This window comes from Deinococcus cellulosilyticus NBRC 106333 = KACC 11606 (genome assembly GCF_007990775.1).
Lineage (GTDB): Bacteria > Deinococcota > Deinococci > Deinococcales > Deinococcaceae > Deinococcus_C > Deinococcus_C cellulosilyticus.
In genome coordinates this window covers 121,201-141,042 of record NZ_BJXB01000007.1, presented here as the reverse complement: position 1 = coordinate 141,042, position 19,842 = coordinate 121,201, and the positions used below count along the sequence as shown (strand labels likewise).

The 19,842-nt window shown below is 57.7% G+C and carries 16 protein-coding genes and 1 CRISPR repeat array; of the genes, 5 read left to right on the top strand and 11 right to left on the bottom strand.

All coding sequences use genetic code 11. From position 1 onward, the window contains the following. Positions 1 to 183: 183 nt before the first annotated feature. The 5 genes from DC3_RS09615 to DC3_RS09595 all read left to right on the top strand — a co-directional run bounded on the left by DC3_RS09615 (position 184) and on the right by DC3_RS09595 (position 6,022). Positions 184 to 1,176, top strand: a complete 993-nt coding sequence (locus tag DC3_RS09615; protein WP_146884143.1) for a LacI family DNA-binding transcriptional regulator — start codon at positions 184 to 186, stop codon at positions 1,174 to 1,176. A gap of 96 nt (positions 1,177 to 1,272) precedes the next feature. Next, on the top strand, positions 1,273 to 2,727 hold the full coding sequence (locus DC3_RS09610; protein ID WP_146884142.1) for a tagaturonate epimerase family protein: 1,455 nt from the start codon (positions 1,273 to 1,275) through the stop codon (positions 2,725 to 2,727). Between the two features lies 1 nt (position 2,728). Next, positions 2,729 to 3,532, top strand: a complete 804-nt coding sequence (locus DC3_RS09605; protein WP_146884141.1) for an SDR family oxidoreductase — start codon at positions 2,729 to 2,731, stop codon at positions 3,530 to 3,532. Position 3,533: 1 nt separating this feature from the next. Beyond that, a complete protein-coding gene (gene uxaC, locus DC3_RS09600; RefSeq protein WP_146884140.1) occupies positions 3,534 to 4,970 on the top strand; it encodes a glucuronate isomerase in 1,437 nt (478 codons plus the stop codon). Then, on the top strand, positions 4,967 to 6,022 hold the full coding sequence (locus tag DC3_RS09595; RefSeq protein ID WP_146884139.1) for a mannonate dehydratase: 1,056 nt from the start codon (positions 4,967 to 4,969) through the stop codon (positions 6,020 to 6,022). The genes uxaC and DC3_RS09595 overlap by 4 nt, the downstream gene beginning before the upstream one ends. Positions 6,023 to 6,071: 49 nt before the next feature. On the opposite strand, the gene DC3_RS09590 is transcribed toward DC3_RS09595, so the two are convergent. From DC3_RS09590 to cas5c, 11 genes are all read right to left on the bottom strand, one after another. Further along, complete coding sequence (locus DC3_RS09590; RefSeq protein ID WP_146884138.1) at positions 6,072 to 7,577, bottom strand: leishmanolysin-related zinc metalloendopeptidase; 1,506 nt, start codon at positions 7,575 to 7,577, stop codon at positions 6,072 to 6,074. 278 nt (positions 7,578 to 7,855) lie between these two features. Continuing rightward, positions 7,856 to 8,689, bottom strand: coding sequence for a sugar phosphate isomerase/epimerase family protein (locus DC3_RS09585; RefSeq protein WP_146884137.1), 834 nt, complete (start codon positions 8,687 to 8,689; stop codon positions 7,856 to 7,858). Next, positions 8,689 to 9,768, bottom strand: a complete 1,080-nt coding sequence (locus DC3_RS09580; RefSeq protein ID WP_146884136.1) for a phytanoyl-CoA dioxygenase family protein — start codon at positions 9,766 to 9,768, stop codon at positions 8,689 to 8,691. Before DC3_RS09580 ends, DC3_RS09585 begins: the two co-directional genes overlap by 1 nt. A gap of 100 nt (positions 9,769 to 9,868) precedes the next feature. Continuing rightward, entirely contained in the window at positions 9,869 to 10,699 is an 831-nt protein-coding gene (locus tag DC3_RS09575) for a helix-turn-helix transcriptional regulator (RefSeq protein WP_146884135.1), read from the bottom strand. 110 nt (positions 10,700 to 10,809) lie between these two features. After that, the gene (locus tag DC3_RS09570; RefSeq protein WP_146884134.1) at positions 10,810 to 11,784 is read right to left on the bottom strand and encodes a tetratricopeptide repeat protein; all 975 of its coding nucleotides are present in this window, start codon (positions 11,782 to 11,784) and stop codon (positions 10,810 to 10,812) included. 228 nt (positions 11,785 to 12,012) lie between these two features. After that, a CRISPR array of direct repeats spans positions 12,013 to 14,226; the repeat unit is 37 nt; unit sequence GTTTCAATCCGCTCCCAGACAGGAATCTGGGAGAAAC. 177 nt (positions 14,227 to 14,403) lie between these two features. Then, complete coding sequence (gene cas2, locus DC3_RS09565; protein WP_146884133.1) at positions 14,404 to 14,694, bottom strand: CRISPR-associated endonuclease Cas2; 291 nt, start codon at positions 14,692 to 14,694, stop codon at positions 14,404 to 14,406. A gap of 1 nt (position 14,695) precedes the next feature. Continuing rightward, the gene (cas1c, locus tag DC3_RS09560; RefSeq protein WP_146884132.1) at positions 14,696 to 15,709 is read right to left on the bottom strand and encodes a type I-C CRISPR-associated endonuclease Cas1c; all 1,014 of its coding nucleotides are present in this window, start codon (positions 15,707 to 15,709) and stop codon (positions 14,696 to 14,698) included. Further along, a complete protein-coding gene (cas4, locus tag DC3_RS09555; protein ID WP_146884131.1) occupies positions 15,694 to 16,284 on the bottom strand; it encodes a CRISPR-associated protein Cas4 in 591 nt (196 codons plus the stop codon). Before cas4 ends, cas1c begins: the two co-directional genes overlap by 16 nt. Before the next feature lie 4 nt (positions 16,285 to 16,288). Further along, the gene (cas7c, locus tag DC3_RS09550; RefSeq protein WP_146884130.1) at positions 16,289 to 17,191 is read right to left on the bottom strand and encodes a type I-C CRISPR-associated protein Cas7/Csd2; all 903 of its coding nucleotides are present in this window, start codon (positions 17,189 to 17,191) and stop codon (positions 16,289 to 16,291) included. Continuing rightward, the gene (cas8c, locus tag DC3_RS09545) at positions 17,184 to 19,028 is read right to left on the bottom strand and encodes a type I-C CRISPR-associated protein Cas8c/Csd1 (RefSeq protein ID WP_246130618.1); all 1,845 of its coding nucleotides are present in this window, start codon (positions 19,026 to 19,028) and stop codon (positions 17,184 to 17,186) included. Before cas8c ends, cas7c begins: the two co-directional genes overlap by 8 nt. Continuing rightward, positions 19,028 to 19,714 (bottom strand): type I-C CRISPR-associated protein Cas5c, encoded by a 687-nt coding sequence (gene cas5c / locus DC3_RS09540; protein WP_146884128.1) that lies wholly within the window; start codon positions 19,712 to 19,714, stop codon positions 19,028 to 19,030. The genes cas8c and cas5c overlap by 1 nt, the downstream gene beginning before the upstream one ends. Positions 19,715 to 19,842: the final 128 nt, after the last annotated feature.

The following is a 19,842-nucleotide window of genomic DNA, read 5'->3' as shown; positions in this document are numbered from 1 at the left end:
TCTCAAACTGAGTCGCAGTGTGAAATTTGAGTTGTTGAGATCTGATCTGAAGCTAGCACACCCATCCCTGCTCCGTCAACAAGACACGAGGACACCTGTCTTGATGGCTTGACATCTGCGGGCAAGCGGGCCACATAATACGTTATCGATAACGGCAAGTGAATGTTTTTTTGAGGTGACCCCATGACCAGAGTGACCATCAGCGATGTGGCCCGCAGAGCCGGGGTTTCCACCATGACCATCTCCCGGGTGGTGAACAACCGGGGCGAAGTGCACCCCGAAACCCGCGAGCGCATCTTGCAGGTCATTGAGGAACTCGGGTACCGCCCGAGCAGCGTGGCCAGAAGCCTGATCACCCAGAAAAGCCAGACGGTGGGGCTGGTGGTCCCGGACATCACCAACCCGTTTTTCCCGGACATTGTGCGCGGGGCAGAAGACGTGGCCTACCGGGAAGGCTACACATTGTACGTGTCCAACACCGACGAAAAACCCGACCGGGAAGCCCTGGTCATGGAGCGCCTCGAATCCAGCATGGTCGATGGCCTGATCCTCTGCGCCCCCAGACAGCCCGGTGAACAGCTCCACCCCCTTCTGAAACGCCACAGACATGTGGTGGTCATCAACCGTGAAGTGCCCCTGGAACTGGCTGGAAGTGTGGTCAACGATGACCTGTTTGGCAGCATGCGGGCGGTGCACCACCTGCTGGCCTCCGGACGAAACCGCATCGGGTGCCTGGCAGGCCCCCCCAACTCCCGCACCGGGCAACTGAGGGTGCAGGGCTTTGAAACCGCCCTTGCCGCGACAGGACAGCGCCTTGACCCCACCCTGATTGAAACCTGCGATCCCAACGAACACGGCGGCCATGTGGGCCTGCTCAGGCTGCTGGAACGCCACCCGGACCTTGATGGGGTGGTGGCCTTCAATGACCTGGTGGCGCTCGGTGCCCTGCTTGCTGCACAGGAAAAACAGCTTGCGGTGCCCACGCAGCTCGCGGTGGTCGGCAACGATGACATTCGCATGGCGGCCCTCGCCACTCCACCCCTCACCACCATTCGCATTGACCGCTATGTGCTGGGCCAGATGGCCATGGAAATGCTGCTCGGCCAGATTCAGGGGAAGCCCTGCCGCACCGTCACCCTCAGGCCGGAACTGGTGGTCCGGCAAAGCGCCCCCTGATTTTCTTCCTGAAATCCTGAATCTTCCCCTTCAAGCCCTCTTCGCTGCCAGCACACTCCCTGTGGGAGTGCAGGCCGTCTTGCCTCAAGGAGATCCATGACCCGAGAAACCCAGCCTCCCCCTCCGGCCCCCACCGACCCCTACCCTGAATCCAGACGCACCCTGCACGATTTCACCGTCTGGATGGGACAGGCAGCAGGGGAAAAACAGCTTTTCGTACAGGGGCCTGAGCATCCCCTCCAGCACTTTCAGGGAGACGCTGTGCAGCATGGCCCCCTGAAAGTGCTGCAATGCCCCCTGAGCAGCCACAATGCAAAAGTCCTGCGCGAAATCCTGCCAAACCTGAAACCGCAACCGCTGGGCCTTGCCACCTCGGCAGGTTTTGGGGACCGTCTGGGTGTGGCAACACCAGGACACGTGCAGGCCCTGCAGGCGGTGGGCGGAAGAATCAGGCCGATTTTCGCCCAGCAGAGCATCCGCGAGATGGCCCGCACCGGCAGAACCCCACAGCAGGTTCTCGACGATGCCACGTGGGGCGCATTCCAGGCAGGCTGGACAGGGACCCTGGGGGCAGATGCAGACCACCTGAAAACCCCTGAGGACATCGACCGCTGTGCCGCAGCAGGATTCACTTTTTTCACCCTCGACCCGAGCGGGCACGTGGACAATGCCGCAGGAAGGGATTCAGCAGCGGTGCTGCAGGAGAAACTGGGACAGCTTCCATGGGCGGCTCTGGACACGTCCGAGACAGACCTGCAACGCAGGTACCGTGCCCTCAGGCTGGACCTCGGGCACCGCACCCTGACCCTGGATGAAGAGGCCATCACCCGCGCAGCAGTGAAATACCTGCCTGCAGTTCAGCAGATCCAGGCGCTCTTCCAGCACCTGCAGGGCAAAAACATTCCCTTTGAACTGGAAATCTCCGTGGATGAAGGTGACGCCCCCACCACCCCTGCAGAACATGTGTTCCTGGCCAGTGAACTGAAACGCCTTGGGGTGAGCTGGGTCAGTCTGGCCCCGCGTTTCATCGGGTCTTTTGAAAAAGGGGTGGATTACATCGGAGATGTGGACCTGCTGAACCTGGAAATGCAGGACCATGCCCTCATTGCCCGCAGGCTCGGACCCTACAAACTGAGCCTGCACTCCGGCTCTGACAAGTTCTCCATCTACCCCATTGCCATGCACCACACCCAGGGCCTGGTGCACCTGAAAACCGCTGGCACCAGTTACCTTGAAGCCCTCAGGGTGGTGGCCGTCACCGCCCCGGACCTGTTCACAGAGATGCTGGAGGTGGCAAAACAGCACTTCGAAGAGGACCGGGCCTCCTACCACATCTCTGGAAAGCTGGACCGTGTGCCTGTGCAGCCCGGCAACCTCCCTGCCCTGCTCGACCACTTCGACACCAGGCAGGTGCTGCATGTGACCTTCGGGACCCTCCTGCAGCAGTTCCGTGAACCCCTGATGCAGCTTATGGAACAGCATGAAACGCTGCACCTGCAGGGCCTGCGGGAGCATTTCATTCGCCACCTGGCTCCATTTGCGGGGGCGTGACATGACCACAGAATTCCTGAAAGGACAGGTGGCGGTGGTCACCGGAGGAAGTGGCGTGCTGGGTGCGGCCCTCAGCAAAGCCCTGGTGCAGGCAGGGGCCACGGTGGCGGTGCTCGGACGAAATGCCGAAAAAGCCCACCAGACAGCCGAGGCTCTGGGAGGACAGGCCTTCGGGGTGCAGGCAGATGTGCTGGACAGAAGCAGCCTGGAACAGGCCCGAAAAACCATCCATGACACCACTGGCCCCCTCCACATTCTGGTGAACTGTGCAGGAGGGAACCACCCCTCGGCAAGCACCTCCCAGGAGCAGTCTTTCTTTGATCTGGGTCTCGAAGGGATTGAGCAGGTGATGAACCTGAATGTGCTTGGCACCATTTTGCCCTGTCAGGTGTTCGGCAGAGACTTTGCAGCACAGGGGAGGGGGGCCATCGTCAACATCTCCTCGATGGCCTCCCAGCGGCCCCTCACCCGGGTGGTGGGGTACAGCGCAGCCAAGGCCGCCGTGGAAAACTTCACCCGCTGGCTTGCAGTGCACTTTGCCCAGGAGCACACCCCACAGGTGCGGGTGAATGCCATTGCCCCCGGGTTTTTCCTCACCGAACAGAACCGCTACCTGCTGGTCGAGCCCGATGGAGCCTGGTCTCCCAGAGCGCAGTCCATCGTTTCCCACACGCCTGCAGGCCGCTTCGGGGTTCCTGACGAACTCAGCAGCACCTTGCTCTGGTTGCTGGCCCCCGAATCCCAATTCATCACGGGCATCACCGTGCCCGTGGACGGCGGTTTCTCCGCCTTCAGTGGGGTGTGATGTGGCCTCCCAGCAGAAAAACCCTGTGCTTTCCCCATACCGCTGCTTCGATCCAGAGCCCAGCCAGCGTGAGGTCGCCCTGCAACTCTATTCGCAGGTGCGGGACCTGCCCCTCATCTGCCCACACGGGCATGTGGACCCCCGACTGCTTGCCGATCCAGAGGCCCGTTTTGGCTCTCCAGCCGAGCTTTTTGTGATCCCGGACCATTACATCCTCAGGATGCTGTACAGCCAGGGGGTCCCGATGGAAAGCCTCGGGGTGCCCACAAAAGATGGAACAGCAGTGGAAACCGACCACCGCAAGATCTGGCAGCGGTTTGCAGACCACTTTTACCTCTTCCGGGGCACACCCACAGGCCTGTGGGTGCAAGATGAACTGCAGTCCATTTTTGGGATTCACCAGAAACTGGGCCAGGAGAACGCAGGTGCCATCTACGACAGGCTTGTGGAACAGCTTTCTCTACCAGAATACAGCCCCAGGGCCCTGTTTCGGCGGTTCAACATCGAGGTGCTCTGCACCACAGATGCTGCGACAGACCCCCTGAACCTGCACAGGACCATCCAGCAGGATGGATTTCCGGTGAGGCCCACCTTCCGGCCAGATGCCGTGGTCAACCTTGACACCGAGGGCTGGACCTGGAACATCCAGCGCCTCTCGGACGCCTCTGGCATTGAGGTCGTGGATGAACGCACTTTTCTGGAGGCGTTGCGCCAGAGGAGGCAGCACTTCAAAACCCTGGGGGCCACCGCCACAGACCATGCAGCCCCCACCGCCCACACCGGGCGCCTCGGGGAAAATGAACGGGGCAGCATCTTCAACCGTGCCCTGAGAGGCCAGGCCAGCGCAGAAGATGCCCGGAGGTTCACCGGACACATGCTGATCGAGTTTGCCCACATGAGCGCAGAAGATGGCCTGGTGATGCAACTCCACATCGGGTCAGAGCGCAACCACAACCCGCAGGTGTTCCAGCGGTTTGGGAGGGACATGGGAGCAGATTTGCCCCGGGCCACAGAGTGGACCCGCAACCTGCGGCCCCTGCTGGATGAAGTGGGCAACGACAGCAGGCTCTCGGTGGTCCTCTTCACCCTCGACGAAAGCACCTACTCCAGAGAACTTGCCCCCCTGGCTGGACATTATCCCGTCCTCAGGCTGGGACCCCCCTGGTGGTTTTTTGACAGTGTAAAGGGGATGGAGTGCTACCTCGATCAGGTGGTGGAAACCGCAGGCATCCACAACCTTGCAGGATTCAACGACGACACCCGCGCTTTTGCCTCCATTCCCGTCAGGCACGATGTCTGGCGCAGGGTGAGCTGCAACTGGCTTGCTGCACAGGTGGTGCGCGGCCTGATTGACTTTGAAGACGCCCGGGAGATGGCAGCCCAACTGGCTTATGGGCTCGCCAAAACCACTTACAGGTTCACAGGAGGTGAAGCGTGAAACTGACCATGCGCTGGTACGGACCGCAGGACTCCATTCCCCTGCATCATTTTCGGCAGGTTCCCGGAGTCACGGGCATCGTGAGTGCCCTTTACAACGTGGAAGTGGGAGAAGTGTGGCCTGTGGAGCTCCTGCAGAAACACCAGAAACACATTGAAACAGCAGGCCTACGCTGGGATGTGATTGAGAGCATTCCTGTTCCAGACGGGATCAAACTCGGCCTGAAAGACCGGGACCGGTTGATCGAGAACTACCAGCAGTCGATCCGCAACATGGCACAGGTGGGCCTTGAAACCCTGTGTTACAACTTCATGCCGGTCTTCGACTGGACCCGCACCGACCTGTCCAGAGCCATGCAAGACGGCAGCACCACCCTGGAATTCGTGCAGCAGGACCTGGACCGCATCGACCTCACACTGGGCACCCACGGTCTCCCCGGCTGGGCCGACGTGTACACCCCGGAAGAACTCCAGCGCCTGCTCGAACAGTACCGGGAGCTCGGAGAGGAAGGCCTGTTTGAAAACTACGCCTACTTTCTGAAGGCTGTGGTGCCCATCGCACAGGAGGTGGGGGTGAAGATGGCGGTGCACCCAGACGACCCGCCCTGGTCGATTCTGGGGTTGCCGCGCATCGTCAGAGACCAGCAGACCATGCAGCGGATTCTGGAGGTGATCGACAGTCCGAGTCATGGACTCACCTTCTGCACGGGGTCGCTGGGGTCAAGCCCGCAGAACAAGCTGCCGGAGATGGTCCGCCTGTTCAAAGGTCGGATTCATTTTGTGCATGCCCGGAATGTGAAGGTGCATGGGGACAGGAGCTTTTATGAGACGGAGCACCCCTCACCTTATGGGGATGTGAACATGCTGGAGGTGTTCCGAGCCCTGGATGAGGTGGGGTTTGCGGGTCCGATCCGTTCGGACCACGGACGGATGATCTGGGGGGAGACCGGGAAGCCAGGGTATGGCCTGTATGACCGGGCGCTGGGCACCACCTATTTGCTGGGTCTCATCGAAGGCCTTCAGGGCACACCTTCCATCCCTCCACACCCATGAAAGGTGAAAAGAGGCCAGAGTGAAGAGAACTGGCCTCTACTGTTGCTCATCAGGTTCCTGGAACCACAATGCCTTTGATGATGTGCTCTTTGAACTCCAGCCCCTTTTCCTGCTGGGTTGGGGCAAGCAGGCCAGTGCCGGGCAGGGTCAGTGGATCACCTGCGGCCACATTCACCCGGTAACCGATGTCCCCGAGGGTGGCAACGGTGATGCGGCTCAGGGGACCGGAGCCCGTCAGGAAAGTGGTCATGATGTCATCCCCGAGGCTGGATTCCTGCCAGTGGGCGCAGGTGCCCGGGCGACCATCCTGCTGAACAGGCACCCCTCCTGATCCTCCCAGAGCCTGATATTCCTGCATGGCCCTGACCCCATTGAAGACGATGCTGGTTGCGCCCCCACACCAGGACCAGTTGTAGGTCATCTTTGCGACAAATGGGCTGTTCCAGTCGGTGTTGAACCCCAGCACATGTCCCATCTCGTGCAGAACCACGTTTTTGAGGGTGTTCTGGGTCATCATTTTTTCCAGGTTCAGCTGGTTGATTTCAAGGATGCCCCGGAAAGGCAACATGTTGCTTGCCCGGTTGTGGGTTGCTCCAGCCTGCGCCAGGAATCCGGGGCTGGAAAAAGGATAGGCCCTCACTGAGATCACCAGATCGTCGATGAGGGTTTCCCCATCCTGAACGTCATTGAGTCCGTGGGTGATCACCTGTTCCCAGCGGTCTGCAGCCTGCCGAATGGTGGCTTTCTGGGCATCGGTCAGGACCGTGTCGCCGGAAAAATCCAGGGTGATGTTGAAAGGATCGACGGGTTCCTCTGCGAAAGCCGCCATCAGGGAGAAACTGTACGGGTCATCGTGGGGGTCTTCTGCAAGATCGAAGCTCATGGAGAAAGTGACATTTCTGGAGGTTCCAGCAGGAAAATTCCCCTCCAGGGTCCAGCCGAAATTCAGCACATTCATGCTCAGGCCAGTTGGAGTCTCTGGAATCAACTTGCTGGTGTCCACCGCAGGATTGAAGGTGGGTCCAGCGGGATTCAGCACTGCCTGATTGCTGGGGATGTCATAGCTGTAAAGAGGACCGGGAGAAAGCAGATCTGCTTTGCTGGAGGCATCTGATCCATTGAAAAACTTCAGTTTTGCAAAAGCGGTGTTTCCTGCAGTGGGTTGCATGGCATTGTTGCTGCTGTCTCCGTCGGTGTCGTCCAGGTTGACCCCCACAAAACTCAGGTTGTTCAGGTCATGACCTGTGTTGTTGGTCACCTGATACACCGCACTGATGTAACGCTTTCCGGTGGCTTCAATGTCAAAACTGCTGGCTCCCAGGGCTTTGAATTGCAGGCGACCCTGTACGGGCACCAGGGCCTGTCGGGCAAGGGTGTTCTGGGGTGCAAGGATGCGGGCACTGCTGCTCATTTTTGCTGTGCCAATGCCTTCCACCTGAATTTCGAGCAGCTGTGGCAGGGCAGTGGTCGGTTTTGTGGGTGTGGGTGAAGGAGGTCGTGTGCTGCTGCAGGAGGCAAGAAGGACGGTCAGGAGGGCAATGCCATAAGTTTTCATTTTTCACCTGAAAGAGGAGGGTCGCATCTGGAGGGGTGGAGGGAGACCTGGAAGTCCATCAAACCGCTTTGAAAAGAGGGGTGCACCAGAGTCTATTGTGCACAATCTTTGTTCAAAAGCCAGTTTATCCTTCCACGGTCAACAGAGCGTTCACCTGTTCAGGAGAGCGCGCAGACCAGACTCAGCGTGATGCCGGGCTGCCGACCGCTCAACAGCGTGCTTTTTCAGTGCCCCCGCAGTTTTTGGAGACACTTCAGGTTTGATGTTTTGCAGATCACTCACTTGCTTTGCAGCAGAGCACTCAGGCGTTCCCTTTGCCTGTGGGCCATCCAGTCGCACATCTCCTGAAGGTCTCCCACGGGTTCCTGAGAGTAAGGCAGCGTGTGCTGGTGGTTGGGCGGGCCAAATTCCGGGGTGAGGGTGACCCACTTTGCCCCCTGTTCCCGTCTGGCATCCCAGACCCAGTTCCACCAGCGTTCATGGGCCAGCAGGTGCCTTTCCCAGTCAGGGGCACGGGGATCGGTGACCTGAGGCCCTTCTTCATATCCCACCCGGGCATGGATGTGAATGCAGTGCCGGGCAGCAAGCCGGATGTGGTCTTCCTGATCCTCCAGAAGCCTCTCGCAGACATTCACCCAGTGGCTGAAATCGCAGGTGAGGCGCAGATCCGGGAACGTCCGCAAAATCCGGGCAGTGGTCCAGGGGGTAAAGGTGGGCTGACCTCTGTGGGTCTCGAAGACCACAGGAACGTCGAGGGTTGCTGCAAATTCAAGAGCCGCTTCATAAAAACGGTCCTGTTCGCTTTCAGACCAGCAGTCGAGTCCACCCTGCACATTGAACAGCACAGGATGGAAAAAGAGACTGTCACGCACCTGTGCTTTCAACGCTTCAAGGTGGGCTTCTGGTGTTGGGACTGTGGCCCCCACTCCGGTGAGCACCTGCACAATCACCTCGAAATGGTGCTGGTCCACAAGGTTTCGCAGCAGGTTCAGATCCCCGATCATTTTCGGGAAGACCTCAATTCCGCTGTATCCCTGTGCTGCAAAATGGGCAAAAGCTTCAGGAAGGGGGTCTGTGACCCCCCACAAATGGCGGTAGGTTTTGAGGTGCATCAATCGTCGTCCCTCAGGTTCGGGTCGATGGGCATCTCACCCATCATGCCGCCGTCCATGTCACCCATCATGCGGGTGCTGGTTCCAGACGCAGATTTGCGCTCTTCAGGGCTCAGGAGGGCTGCACAGGGGGTGCCAAAACGGGGTTTTGCAAAAGGCAGGTGGGTGTCCCCCCGGGCCAGGATGTGGGAACTGTTGGTCATGCCCGTGGTGGGGTCTTTGAGGCCCACCGTCTCATCTTCGCCCCACTGGGTGAAGGATCTGGCATTGCAGTAATGGCCCACAAAAGAGCGGCGGAAGCGGTCCAGGGTCATGTTCTTCTTGCTGCGGTGCAGCACGTGCCCCCCGAAGAACACCACATCCCCGGCCTTTGCAGACACCAGAAGCTGATCGTAACGGTCCGCAATGCGCGACAGGTCGTTTTCCTCGTCATTGGGATTGCTCACACCTGCGACTTCCACGGTGCCTTGCAGGTTGTGCTGCCCGAATCCATACTGACCGGACACCGGAGGATAAATGGGCTCCTGCTGGCTTCCCTTTGCAAACCACATTGCGCCGTTGTATTCGTCCACGTCGTCAATGGCGATCCAGGCCCCGCACAGGGTGTCGGGCTCGGTGGGGATGTAATAGCTGTCCTGGTGCCACCCCTGACCGGGTTTGCCCGGTCCCTTGATAAACAGCATGCTCTGCAGGGCCAGCACATCTGGACCGATCAATGCTTCAAGGACATCGAGCACGCGAGGGTGCAGCAGGTAACGCTCGTGCAGGGAGAGCTTTCGGTGCAGCATGTGGATGCGCAGAAAAAACGCCGCTTTTTCCTCTGGGGAGAGGTGTTCTGGAGGGGCAGCCAGGGTCTGTTCGGTGGTCCCGGTCTCCATGCCAGGGGTCCAGTTGGCTGCCTGGCCTGTTTGCTCTGGAAGCTTGCCCTGCATCAAATCTTCGGTGTGCTGCCTCAGTTCCAGGACTTCTTCTTCGGAAAGCAGGCCTTTCAACACCAGGAAGCCCTGTTCCCGGAAGGTGCGAAATTCATCGACAGAAACGGTGTATTTCTGGTGGGTGGGTGTGAGGGTCACAGTCATTGGGGCCTCCTGCGTGCAACAAGTTGGATGAACGCATTGTGACCCTTTTTCAATCCGGGAGGAATGTCCCGGATTTCGGAAAACATGCCTGAAATTGACCTCAGTGCTTCACCAGCACCAGACGTGAAGCAGGGACAGGTCTTCCTGCACGGGCATTTTCCCTCACCTCGCGGGGAGAGAGGCCATATGCCAGTTTGAACCGCCGTGAAAAATGAAAGGGACTCGCGAACCCCATCAGGTCACTGATCTCACCGAAGGTGTAGTTGGTGCGGGTGACCAGCGAAAGGGCACGGTCCAGCCTGAGCAGGCGCACCCACTCCAGAGGGGCATGGCCTGTGTGTTTTTTGAACAGGCGGCACAGGTATTCCGGGGTCACCGACACCACACCAGACAATTCCTCCAGCGAGAAAGCATGCCTGGAATCCGTGTCCAGTGTCACTTGAACGTGCCGCATCACCTGCTCCAGCGTGCGGGGCCACTGCTCCTGTGAACGCCTGGTGGCAGTGTGCCCATCCACAAAAGCCGTCAGCATCAGGCTGACGAGGTGCTCAAGGTGCTCTGCAGGGGCAGTCTCCGCGCAGGCCAGCAGGTGCTCAAACAGGGGAGAGAGCACACTGGAGCCGTCCAGCAAACGCACCACAGGCCAATACTCCATGACAGGCCAGTGGTCGGGGGTCTGGTGCACCTGAAAATGGAAGTAAGCGTGCCGGGTGTGGTGCATGGGGTCCCAGCTGAAAAAATCCGTGTTGCATGGCCTGCAGAGCAGCAGGCTTCCTGCAGGCAGAGGGTGTTCCAACCCATCTGCAACATACCGGGCATGGCCCTCAAGCACCCACACGAATTCAAAATCCTGCAGGTGCCTCGGGCCGAAGGTCGCTCCGGGGGGATAGGTGGCCACCCCGAAACTGGAAGGCAGGGACAGTCTGAGCATTTTTCCACTGTACAGGAGGCCTGAACCCCAACCCCATCCCTGATCCGAAGTTCTCGTGTGTCTGAATCATTGCATACACAAGCCCAGGTGGACCTGACCTGGCCTGAGCTTCATCCCTCCGTTCCTTTCAGGGCTTCCTGAGCCCGGCCAAAAGTGGGACGGAATTTGAGGGCCTGCCTGAAACTCTGTTTTGCTGCTGATTTCTGGTTCAGTTGCAGATGCGCCTGTCCCCGCCAGTACAGGGCCTCTTCATGGTCCGGGGCTTTCCTGAGCACCTGACGGGCCAGTTGCAGAACCTTCTGGGGCTGTTTTTGCTGGCTGTACGCCTGGAAGGGTTCAAACTGGTACCAGAGCATGCGTTCCGGCAGTCCCAGTTTCTCCGCTTTCCTGAATGCTTTGAGGGCAGAAATGGGGCTGTTCAGGCGGGTGAGGGTGCTGCCCAGATTGAACCAGGCGTAAGGGTTGCCTGGAGTGCTGCGTGTTTCTGTCAGGGCGACTTTCAGGGCATGCTTCCTGGTCCTGATGCTGGAGGTGCGCCAGGACAGCAAGGTCTCGATTTTCTTCGCCTGACTTCTGGGGTAGACCACCAGAAAGGTGCGGTTGAACACCTGCCAGCGCTGGTCAAACTGGCGGTACGGCAGCTTCAGGTTGGGACCCAGGTAGGAATCGTGGGCCAGAAAGTGCCCCGCTTTGTCGTTGTAGCCCACCAGCAATCGGTAATGGCCCATTCCGCCCTCTGTGGGGTCTTCCATCCAGGTTTCGACCATCACGGGAATTCTGGCTGCCAGCAGTTGTTTGAGGGTTCCACTGTTGCCTGCCAGACCGTGATGCACCTTGAAGCCTTTGGACTGCACGTACTTCACGATCTGCTGCGGACTGACGTTTTTGTCCTGTGTGTTGGGTTTGAGGATCGGAGCGATGTTCTGTTGCCTCAGAGGACTGCCCCAGTAGGACAGGTACATGCCCAGGGTGGTGGGGCCGCAATTGTTGTATCCCTGGTACTCATGCTGGATGCCCGTCAAAGTCACCAGCTGTGGTGCTGCTGATGCTGTGCTGAACAAGAAAAAAATCCCCAGTGCTTTCATGGGCAGAGTGTAAAGGGCGAGTTTTTTCAGAACGGTAAGATATGTGAAACCATGAACCTGCATTCAAGGGTGCGCTGGGCAGGACTCAGAATCTTCACGCTGGGAAGTGGTCTGGACTGCATTTTTATGATTTCAGCAAGTGCCTCGGGCTCGCTCGCAAAATCAGCTTTTTCATGTAAGAAACTGAGAGAATCCTTCCACCGGAGGCATCTGCTGGTGGTCCCCGATATTTCAGTCCGCTCCCAGACAGGAATCTGGGAGAAACCACCCAGATCGGCCACATCGGCAGCCAGAGCGTCGTTTCAATCCACTCCCCGACAGGAATCTTGGAGAAACCACCGGAAGGACTCACCATGCTCAGGCATACGCCAGGTTTCAATCCGCTCCCAGACAGGAATCTGGGAGAAACGATGTGGGAGCCCAGAGGTCTGATCCTCCCAGATGTTGTTTCAATCCGCTCCCAGACAGGAATCTGGGAGAAACTTCTTGACCTGCTGGATTTTGGGGGCCCGGTCTGCAGGTTTCAATCCGCTCCCAGATAGGAATCTGGGAGAAACCAGGATGCCTTTCAGGGTGGTGTGGTACGCCCCGATGTTTCAATCCGCTCCCAGACAGGAATCTGGGAGAAACGAGCCTCGTGATGGCACACTTGAACAGATTGAAAGGTTTCAATCCGCTCCCAGACAGGAATCTGGGAGAAACATGGGGTCCTCAAGGGCGTAAACGTCCACCTGCACGGTGTTTCAATCCGCTCCCAGACAGGAATCTGGGAGAAACTTCAGCACACTGAGTTCTGCCCAGGCCACAAAGGTTTCAATCCGCTCCCAGACAGGAATCTGGGAGAAACCGCCAAACACTCTGGCTGGACTGCTTACACATTGGTTTCAATCCGCTCCCAGACAGGAATCTGGGAGAAACATCCCACTGTGGTGGCAGACCCCGAGGTTGTGGAAGTTTCAATCCGCTCCCAGACAGGAATCTGGGAGAAACAGGGGTGATCACATCCACTTCACGTGCAGGCCAACCGTTTCAATCCGCTCCCAGACAGGAATCTGGGAGAAACGGTCCGGCTCGGGACCGGGGTCGGCGCGACCTACTCGTTTCAATCCGCTCCCAGACAGGAATCTGGGAGAAACCATCCGAGGCCCGCTCCAGATCGATCACGTCCTGCGTGTTTCAATCCGCTCCCAGACAGGAATCTGGGAGAAACGTGCTTCACGCCAGTCTTGGCGGCGTCCCAGTCCTCGTTTCAATCCGCTCCCAGACAGGAATCTGGGAGAAACGTACTTCCCTGCCCCAGTCCAAGTGGTGGAGTTTTTGTTTCAATCCGCTCCCAGACAGGAATCTGGGAGAAACGGCCGACATTGCCGTGAAGGTGTTCAACAACACCCTGTTTCAATCCGCTCCCAGACAGGAATCTGGGAGAAACCACCAAAAGGAGGTGAAACATGGCAGGAGCACTTGTTTCAATCCGCTCCCAGACAGGAATCTGGGAGAAACGGTGCATTCTTTTCAGGACTCTTCGCAATTTTCATTTGTTTCAATCCGCTCCCAGACAGGAATCTGGGAGAAACGTACAATTCAGATATGACAGATTCGGCAAACATTCCGTTTCAATCCGCTCCCAGACAGGAATCTGGGAGAAACCCCCATGGGAGGTTTTCCGGGATGTGCGGTGGATCGGGTTTCAATCCGCTCCCAGACAGGAATCTGGGAGAAACCAGTCGTCCTCCGGGTGAGGCAGGCGGCACCAGATGTTTCAATCCGCTCCCAGACAGGAATCTGGGAGAAACGGATGGGGTGTTTTTTCGGTACACCGATGCCGTGTTTCAATCCGCTCCCAGACAGGAATCTGGGAGAAACGCCGTCCTGACCAACAACAGCCTGATCTACCGTGAGTTTCAATCCGCTCCCAGACAGGAATCTGGGAGAAACGCACCGGACAGGCGCTCCATGCTCTGGGCTCTGGAGTTTCAATCCGCTCCCAGACAGGAATCTGGGAGAAACTCATCACAAGGGCTTAGACGGCAAGCGCAAGCGCTGTTTCAATCCGCTCCCAGACAGGAATCTGGGAGAAACAGGGAGCACTGCAGGGCTTGCTGGATTCCAGTGATGTTTCAATCCGCTCCCAGACAGGAATCTGGGAGAAACGGAGCAATTGCGCCTCCTGCAAGACGCCCAGAGTGCTGGTTTCAATCCGCTCCCAGACAGGAATCTGGGAGAAACGTTCGGGTCGTACACGGCGTCACGGGTGGACACCAGTTTCAATCCGCTCCCAGACAGGAATCTGGGAGAAACAAACAAATGGGTCTGGGTGGCATGGACAACAAACCGTTTCAATCCGCTCCCAGACAGGAATCTGGGAGAAACAAGACCCAGAGCACCGTTGTGCTGCAAAACCTGAAGTTTCAATCCGCTCCCAGACAGGAATCTGGGAGAAACCGCGATCAGAATTTTAATGTCCTGCACGGCATTTCTATTATGCTTTGCGCGAACCTGCTTTGCAAGACCTCCCTGGAGCCTGTTTTTGTGCTTTGCGATCTGGTTTTCAAACAACCCGAGCAGCTTTTTGCTCTGTGCGAACACCCCTGCATTTTACCGTGTGCCTGTGGTTCGCACTTACAGAATCAGGGGGTCCTGGAAGTCCACATAGTGGTCCAGTCCGTAAACCTTCAGGGCTTTCTCGCGTCCTGTTTTGAGGACGTAAATCCTGAGGCTGTCTTGCTCAACATCCATGATGCCAAGCAGTTTTGCTTCCAGGGTTTCGAGCTGCATCTGGTTGATGGTGCATTCGAAGACACTGAGCTGCACCCGCTGGCCGTAATTCTGGCATGCGGTGGCGATCTTGCGGAGGCGTCTGCGGCCTTCACGGGTCTGGGTGTTGACATCGTAGGTGATGAGCACATCCATGTCATTTCCACCTGTATGGAGGATACAGGTCCAGATCTCCACGCAGGTGCCGCGCGAGGAGCCTGGCCTGCACGTGAAAAATCAGTCCGATGGGGATGGGGTTTTTGAAGAGAGGGTGCAGCAGGGATTCCTGCTTGCGTTTCTGGTAGGCCATCAGGACTTCTTTGCGGCCTGTGTCGTTCAGCAGGACTGCACCTCCGGGCCGTTCTTCGAAATGCTGGGGCTGAATTTGCTGGCGGTTGATCAGGCTGAGGGCCAGTCGGTCCGCGAACCAGCTGCGGAATTCTTCCATCAGGTCAAGGGCCAGTGCGGGCCTGCCGGGTCTAAGCACATGCAAATAGCCCAGTTGGGGGTCCATACCAACAGCCTGAATGGCTGAGCTGCAGTCACTTGTGAGGAGGGCGTAAATGAAGGACAGGAGGGCGTTGGTGGCGTCGCGGGGTGGGCGTTTGTTGCGGTCTGTGAAATGAAATTGCCCGTTGCGAATGAGCACAGGGAAGACCGAGAAGTAGTCTGCACCTGCGTTTCCTTCAATGCCCCTCAGGGTGTCCAGATGGCTGCAGTTTTGCAGGCTGCGGATGCTGCTCTGGAGGGACTGAATGGGTGCTTCAAGTTCCGAGTCAGGGTAATCGCGTTTGTGCCTTTGCAGGACAGCCCTGGAATTCTGCAGTTTCCCGAGCACGAATTGCAGGGCAATTCGGTGGGTCTGCTCCGGGTTGCTGAGGGCCAGATGTTGCGCCTGCCTGAGCAGCACATTCCCGCTGATGGGGCCTTCTGTGCGGGCCTGAAAACGCCCGGTTTCGGTGAGCCAGGTGATGGTTTTGCCTTCCCTGGCGCACTTGTGAATCAGAAACGGGCTGATGCTCACATTCCCGAACACGCACACCCCCGAAATGTGGTGCAGGGGAACGTGCTGTCGGGTCTGTCCTTCCAGCTGGATTTTGATGGTTTCGTGGTCCAGATTCAGGTAAGTGCCTTGTGTCTGGATGTAGAGGGTGTTCAGGAGGGTTTGCATGGGTCCTCCGGTTCAAAGACCTGGTGGGCTTCCGGGAGGCACAGGTCGATCAGAGAGCAGTGGGTGCAGCGCTCATCGTACTGGGCTCTGGGAAGCAGGAGGTTTTCCAGCAGGTTGCGGGTCTGGTCAATGGTGTCCAGGGTGAGTTGCCGGAGTTCCGGGGTGAATTCCACCTCTTTTCTGGTCCTGATGCTGTGGTAGAAAAGCGCCCCGCTGGGAACAGGGCGCTGGAACATGTCTTCAAGGCACAGGGCCTGGGCGCAGAGCTGGATCTGATCAGCCAACTTGAGTTTGCGGCCCACTTTGTGCTCCACGGGGTAAGGGGTGCCGTCTTTCAGGAATTCGATCAGGTCCCCTTTCCCGGAGAGCTGCAGGCTTTCACTCCACAGGGGCATGGCGTATTCCTGCCGCACCCCTGGCCGTTTCTCACTGCGGGGAACATCCACTTTCTGATGCTGTCTGTTGCCCCTTTCGGTGTACAGGTTGTCTTCCCACACCTGTTCCACGTGGATCAGGGCGCACTGCCTGGGGCAGAACAGATAATGCTGCAGGGCCGACAGGGACACCACCTGCATGCCCTCATCCCTCGGTCAGCACAGTCAGGGTCACACCATTGGGCAGCCCTTCACCTTGCACATCCACCTGATAGTCGTTGTAACTGCGTGCAGCTTCGGTGCCGTCTTGCCGCCTGATCTGGATGCGGTCCAGCAGTTTGTGGGCAGGGGCATTCCCGAGGGCACTGTCATGGCTGAACACGTAAAGACCCCTGCAACTGGTCATCCCGCGTGAGGCACTGCGGTCCAGGTCCCACATGTTGATCAGGGCCTGCCAGAACACTTCAAGGTCTTCATCGTTGAATTTGGTGTCTGTGGCAAAGCTGGGCACAAAGAAACCTTTGGCGACATACAGTCCATATGGGACGTAAGCTTTGCGGCCCATGGTCCCGTGGGTGGCCTGACTTTCACTCCCTTCCACCTGTTCGGTGTTCTTGCCAGGGTTGGTGAGGGCCACACGGGTGATCGGGATGTCCATGCCCAGAATCGGGTCCACGGATTGTGCAAAAGTGAGCTGGATGGGTCCGCGCACCTGACCACAGTTGATTTCGGTGCTCATCACGGCCCCGAACGTGCGAATGTCATAAAAGTTGTCACACATCCACCTGCGGGTGTCTGAGATGTCCTTCCCTGTGGCCTTTTTGGGATCTTTCCCCAGTTCCTTGTAGGCCCGCATGTTGCGCTCGTTGAGGATGGCCCCTTGCTGCACGTAAATCTTGTAGCGCTCCTCGTTTCCTTTGAGGGCGTCGATGTAGTTGCGCACTTTGCGCTTCAGGGCCACATCGGTGACAATGCCCCGTCCAGTCTCTGGATCGATGCGGGGAAGATTCCCGGCGTCCGGGTCGCCGTTGGGGTTCCCATTTTGCACGTCGAAAACCAGCACGAACTCATGGCGAACAGCAGCGTTGGTGTAGGGTCTGTCACTCATCGTTGGACTCCTTTTCATCGAAGAGGGGATTCTGGGGGTTCTGGGCTTTCTTCTGGGCTGATTTTTCCTGAATGGCCTGACTGATCTGGGCTTTCTGGTGGTAATACCCCAGACCAAACAGGGACTGTCCTTCCAGGGTCATCACCCTGGGAATGGTGCCGGGTTTCAGGTGCTGCAGCACTTCTTCGAGTTGGCGCTGTTTGAGGTTGTACACGCCGGGTTTGTCCTTCCTGAGCCGGGCCAGGTGGTGCTGCGTGCCTTGCAGGAGCCTGCCGAGCACGCTGGCAGGTGTGGTGCTGAGGGAGCCGTAATAACGGTCCACCAGGGTGGCATTGGCCCGCATGACGGCCCCCTGAATGTCATCCAGCACGGCGAGCAGTCGCCCAAGGTGGTAGGCGGGGTCTGCGAAAGTGGTGTCCAGCTGTTCAAGTTCTCCCATGTTCAGTCTCCCTCTGGAAATCAAGGTGGTTTTCAGCAGTGCCGCTCTGGGGTGGGTGACGCGCTTCTCAGCCCGGTTCCGCTGTACGGCCCTTTGCAGGAAGGTGTAGGGCAGAGGTTCTTTGCTGAAGGCAAAAGCCAAAAGGTGGTCTGCATCAAAGCGGGTCATTTCCTTGCGGGCATCCCGGTACATGCTGGCAATCAGGCTGTAAATTCCGTGTATTTCTCCCTGACCGGACCAGCCAGAAACCACATGCTGGGCAGCGTAGTAATATCCGAGGGTGCCCAGCAATGCAGCCACCGAGGTCTTGATGTGGTGCCGGACCACCACCCTGGACCCACTGGCGGAGAGGCCCACCGCGAAAAAATCGGTCTTTTCCAGATCCAGGTTTTTCTGGCCGTCTGAGAACACGCCTTTCAGGGCATCCCGAATCTGCTCAGGGCGACTGGTGGCTTTGAAGGTCACATCTTCGGTCAGGAAGGCATCAAAAAAACCCTCTCCCAGTGCATCTGACGGCTGACTGAGCATCAGGCCCACAGGAGGTGTGGTGCCTTCTCTGGTCCAGAACACGTAAACCATGCCTCCGAGCCTGAGGCAGGTGTTCGGGTCTTTGAGCAGGGCATTCAGGGCATTGGCGTATTGTTCGGCTTCCTGCACCAGCACAGGAGCAATCTGGGAGGCCTCAAGACCATAGGACTCAAAAGCTCCAGCGTTGGCTGAGATGAAATTCATGCCACTGGTCTGTCCATCAGGAATCCCTTTGATCTTGACGGGTTCCCGCTCCATGATGGTGCCTGTTTTCCCTGAAATCAGGGACTGCAGACCAGAAGGGTCATCATGAGCATCTGGAGTGTCAGTGCTTCCACCCATCACCCTGGTTTTCCAGAACTGCTGGATTTCAGGCAGTTCAAAGGGCCGGATGCCGCCCACCTCGAAACTCACATTCATGTCGGGCAGGTAGGCATCTGTCAGATGGGGTTTCAGGTCTTCCAGAGAGAAAGCCCTGAGGTACTTCAGGATGGCTTCCACATGTGGATTCTGGGTGGCCTCAAAGCAGGCCTGCAGGGTCTGCACAAAAGCCTGATGCCGCTCTACCACCTTCGGATCTCCCTCTTTTTTGGGATACCCGAGGACATATTCTCCATTGTCGCTCAGCAGTTTTGCCCTGGTCCCGGAAGACCTCATCACATGTGGTACCGCATATGATTGACCCAGATCCTTCTTGCCTTTCTGCCCTGAAGTGAAATTCACTTCAATAAAATTCCCATCCAGATCAAGAGAAATAAAAGCTTTGATGGCCTGCATCTGGTATCCAGAGGGTACCGTCTGGGCATCTTCCAGGGTGGCCTTTTCCTGCTCCATGCGTTCCGAGAGCTTCACGAGTTCAGCGAGCAGCATCACGCACCTCCATAAAGCTCTTGTGGGACGTGCAGGATGCCTTTTTCCAGACGGGCCTGAAAGAACCTGGGGGTGGCAACGCCAGAAGCAACCCTGCTCCCCTGCGCGTCGTGCTGCATGAATTTGATTTTTCCCTTGCTGCTCTGGCTGTACTGCACGTCAAACAGCATTCTCCCCAGATCGTCGGTCACATCGATGGGCTTTTCGTGCCCCTCAATGGGGGAGAAGGACGCTGTGAATTCCCGGTTCCCCAGATAAGGCTGATGGTGGGCCTGCCCTTTCTCTGCCCTCCTCCTGAACATCTCCAGGTACTTCTGAATGGGATCGGTGGCATGGGGAAGAAGTTCAAGATCCGCGTGAATGATGTACTCCACATCCCTGAGGATCAGAGCGTGACGCTGGGCGCGGTCCTCCTCTGCGAAGTACCCCCCTCCAGATTGCACCCATTTTCTGGCACTGCTGGCAGAGGCTGTGCTGTTCACCTCATTCCTGAGGATCGAGTGATGCCTGATGGGTTTCAGCACCCAGATTTCCCGCACCTTCCATCGGATCTGGGGCTTCCAGAAAATGGCTTCGAGCACCCCACGGGCGGCACTCGGGGTCATCACGTCGTAAGTGACACGCTCCACCTTGTTTTCCGGGCGCGTGAAACATGCGTGTTCTGCCCACACTTTGAGGGTCAACACATTCTGGCTCCTTTCTTTGATTCTTACTATTCATTAAAGGTGTAAAAACAAACATCAGCATTCTCCCTCTTAAGGTGTCGCAGCTCTCTTGCTACAATGGGAGTCCAGCCAACTGCTGAGGATTGAAA

Excerpts from the sequence above, each read along its gene's own strand:
- DC3_RS09615 (WP_146884143.1), top strand. The coding sequence starts at position 184 with ATGACCAGAGTGACCATCAGCGATGTGGCCCGCAGAGCCGGGGTTTCC.
- DC3_RS09610 (WP_146884142.1), top strand. The coding sequence starts at position 1,273 with ATGACCCGAGAAACCCAGCCTCCCCCTCCGGCCCCCACCGACCCCTAC.
- DC3_RS09605 (WP_146884141.1), top strand. The coding sequence starts at position 2,729 with ATGACCACAGAATTCCTGAAAGGACAGGTGGCGGTGGTCACCGGAGGA.
- DC3_RS09590 (WP_146884138.1), bottom strand. The coding sequence starts at position 7,577 with ATGAAAACTTATGGCATTGCCCTCCTGACCGTCCTTCTTGCCTCCTGC.
- DC3_RS09585 (WP_146884137.1), bottom strand. The coding sequence starts at position 8,689 with ATGCACCTCAAAACCTACCGCCATTTGTGGGGGGTCACAGACCCCCTT.
- DC3_RS09580 (WP_146884136.1), bottom strand. The coding sequence starts at position 9,768 with ATGACTGTGACCCTCACACCCACCCACCAGAAATACACCGTTTCTGTC.
- DC3_RS09575 (WP_146884135.1), bottom strand. The coding sequence starts at position 10,699 with ATGCTCAGACTGTCCCTGCCTTCCAGTTTCGGGGTGGCCACCTATCCC.
- DC3_RS09570 (WP_146884134.1), bottom strand. The coding sequence starts at position 11,784 with ATGAAAGCACTGGGGATTTTTTTCTTGTTCAGCACAGCATCAGCAGCA.
- cas2 (WP_146884133.1), bottom strand. The coding sequence starts at position 14,694 with ATGGATGTGCTCATCACCTACGATGTCAACACCCAGACCCGTGAAGGC.
- cas1c (WP_146884132.1), bottom strand. The coding sequence starts at position 15,709 with ATGCAAACCCTCCTGAACACCCTCTACATCCAGACACAAGGCACTTAC.
- cas4 (WP_146884131.1), bottom strand. The coding sequence starts at position 16,284 with ATGCAGGTGGTGTCCCTGTCGGCCCTGCAGCATTATCTGTTCTGCCCC.
- cas7c (WP_146884130.1), bottom strand. The coding sequence starts at position 17,191 with ATGAGTGACAGACCCTACACCAACGCTGCTGTTCGCCATGAGTTCGTG.
- cas8c (WP_246130618.1), bottom strand. The coding sequence starts at position 19,028 with ATGCTGCTCGCTGAACTCGTGAAGCTCTCGGAACGCATGGAGCAGGAA.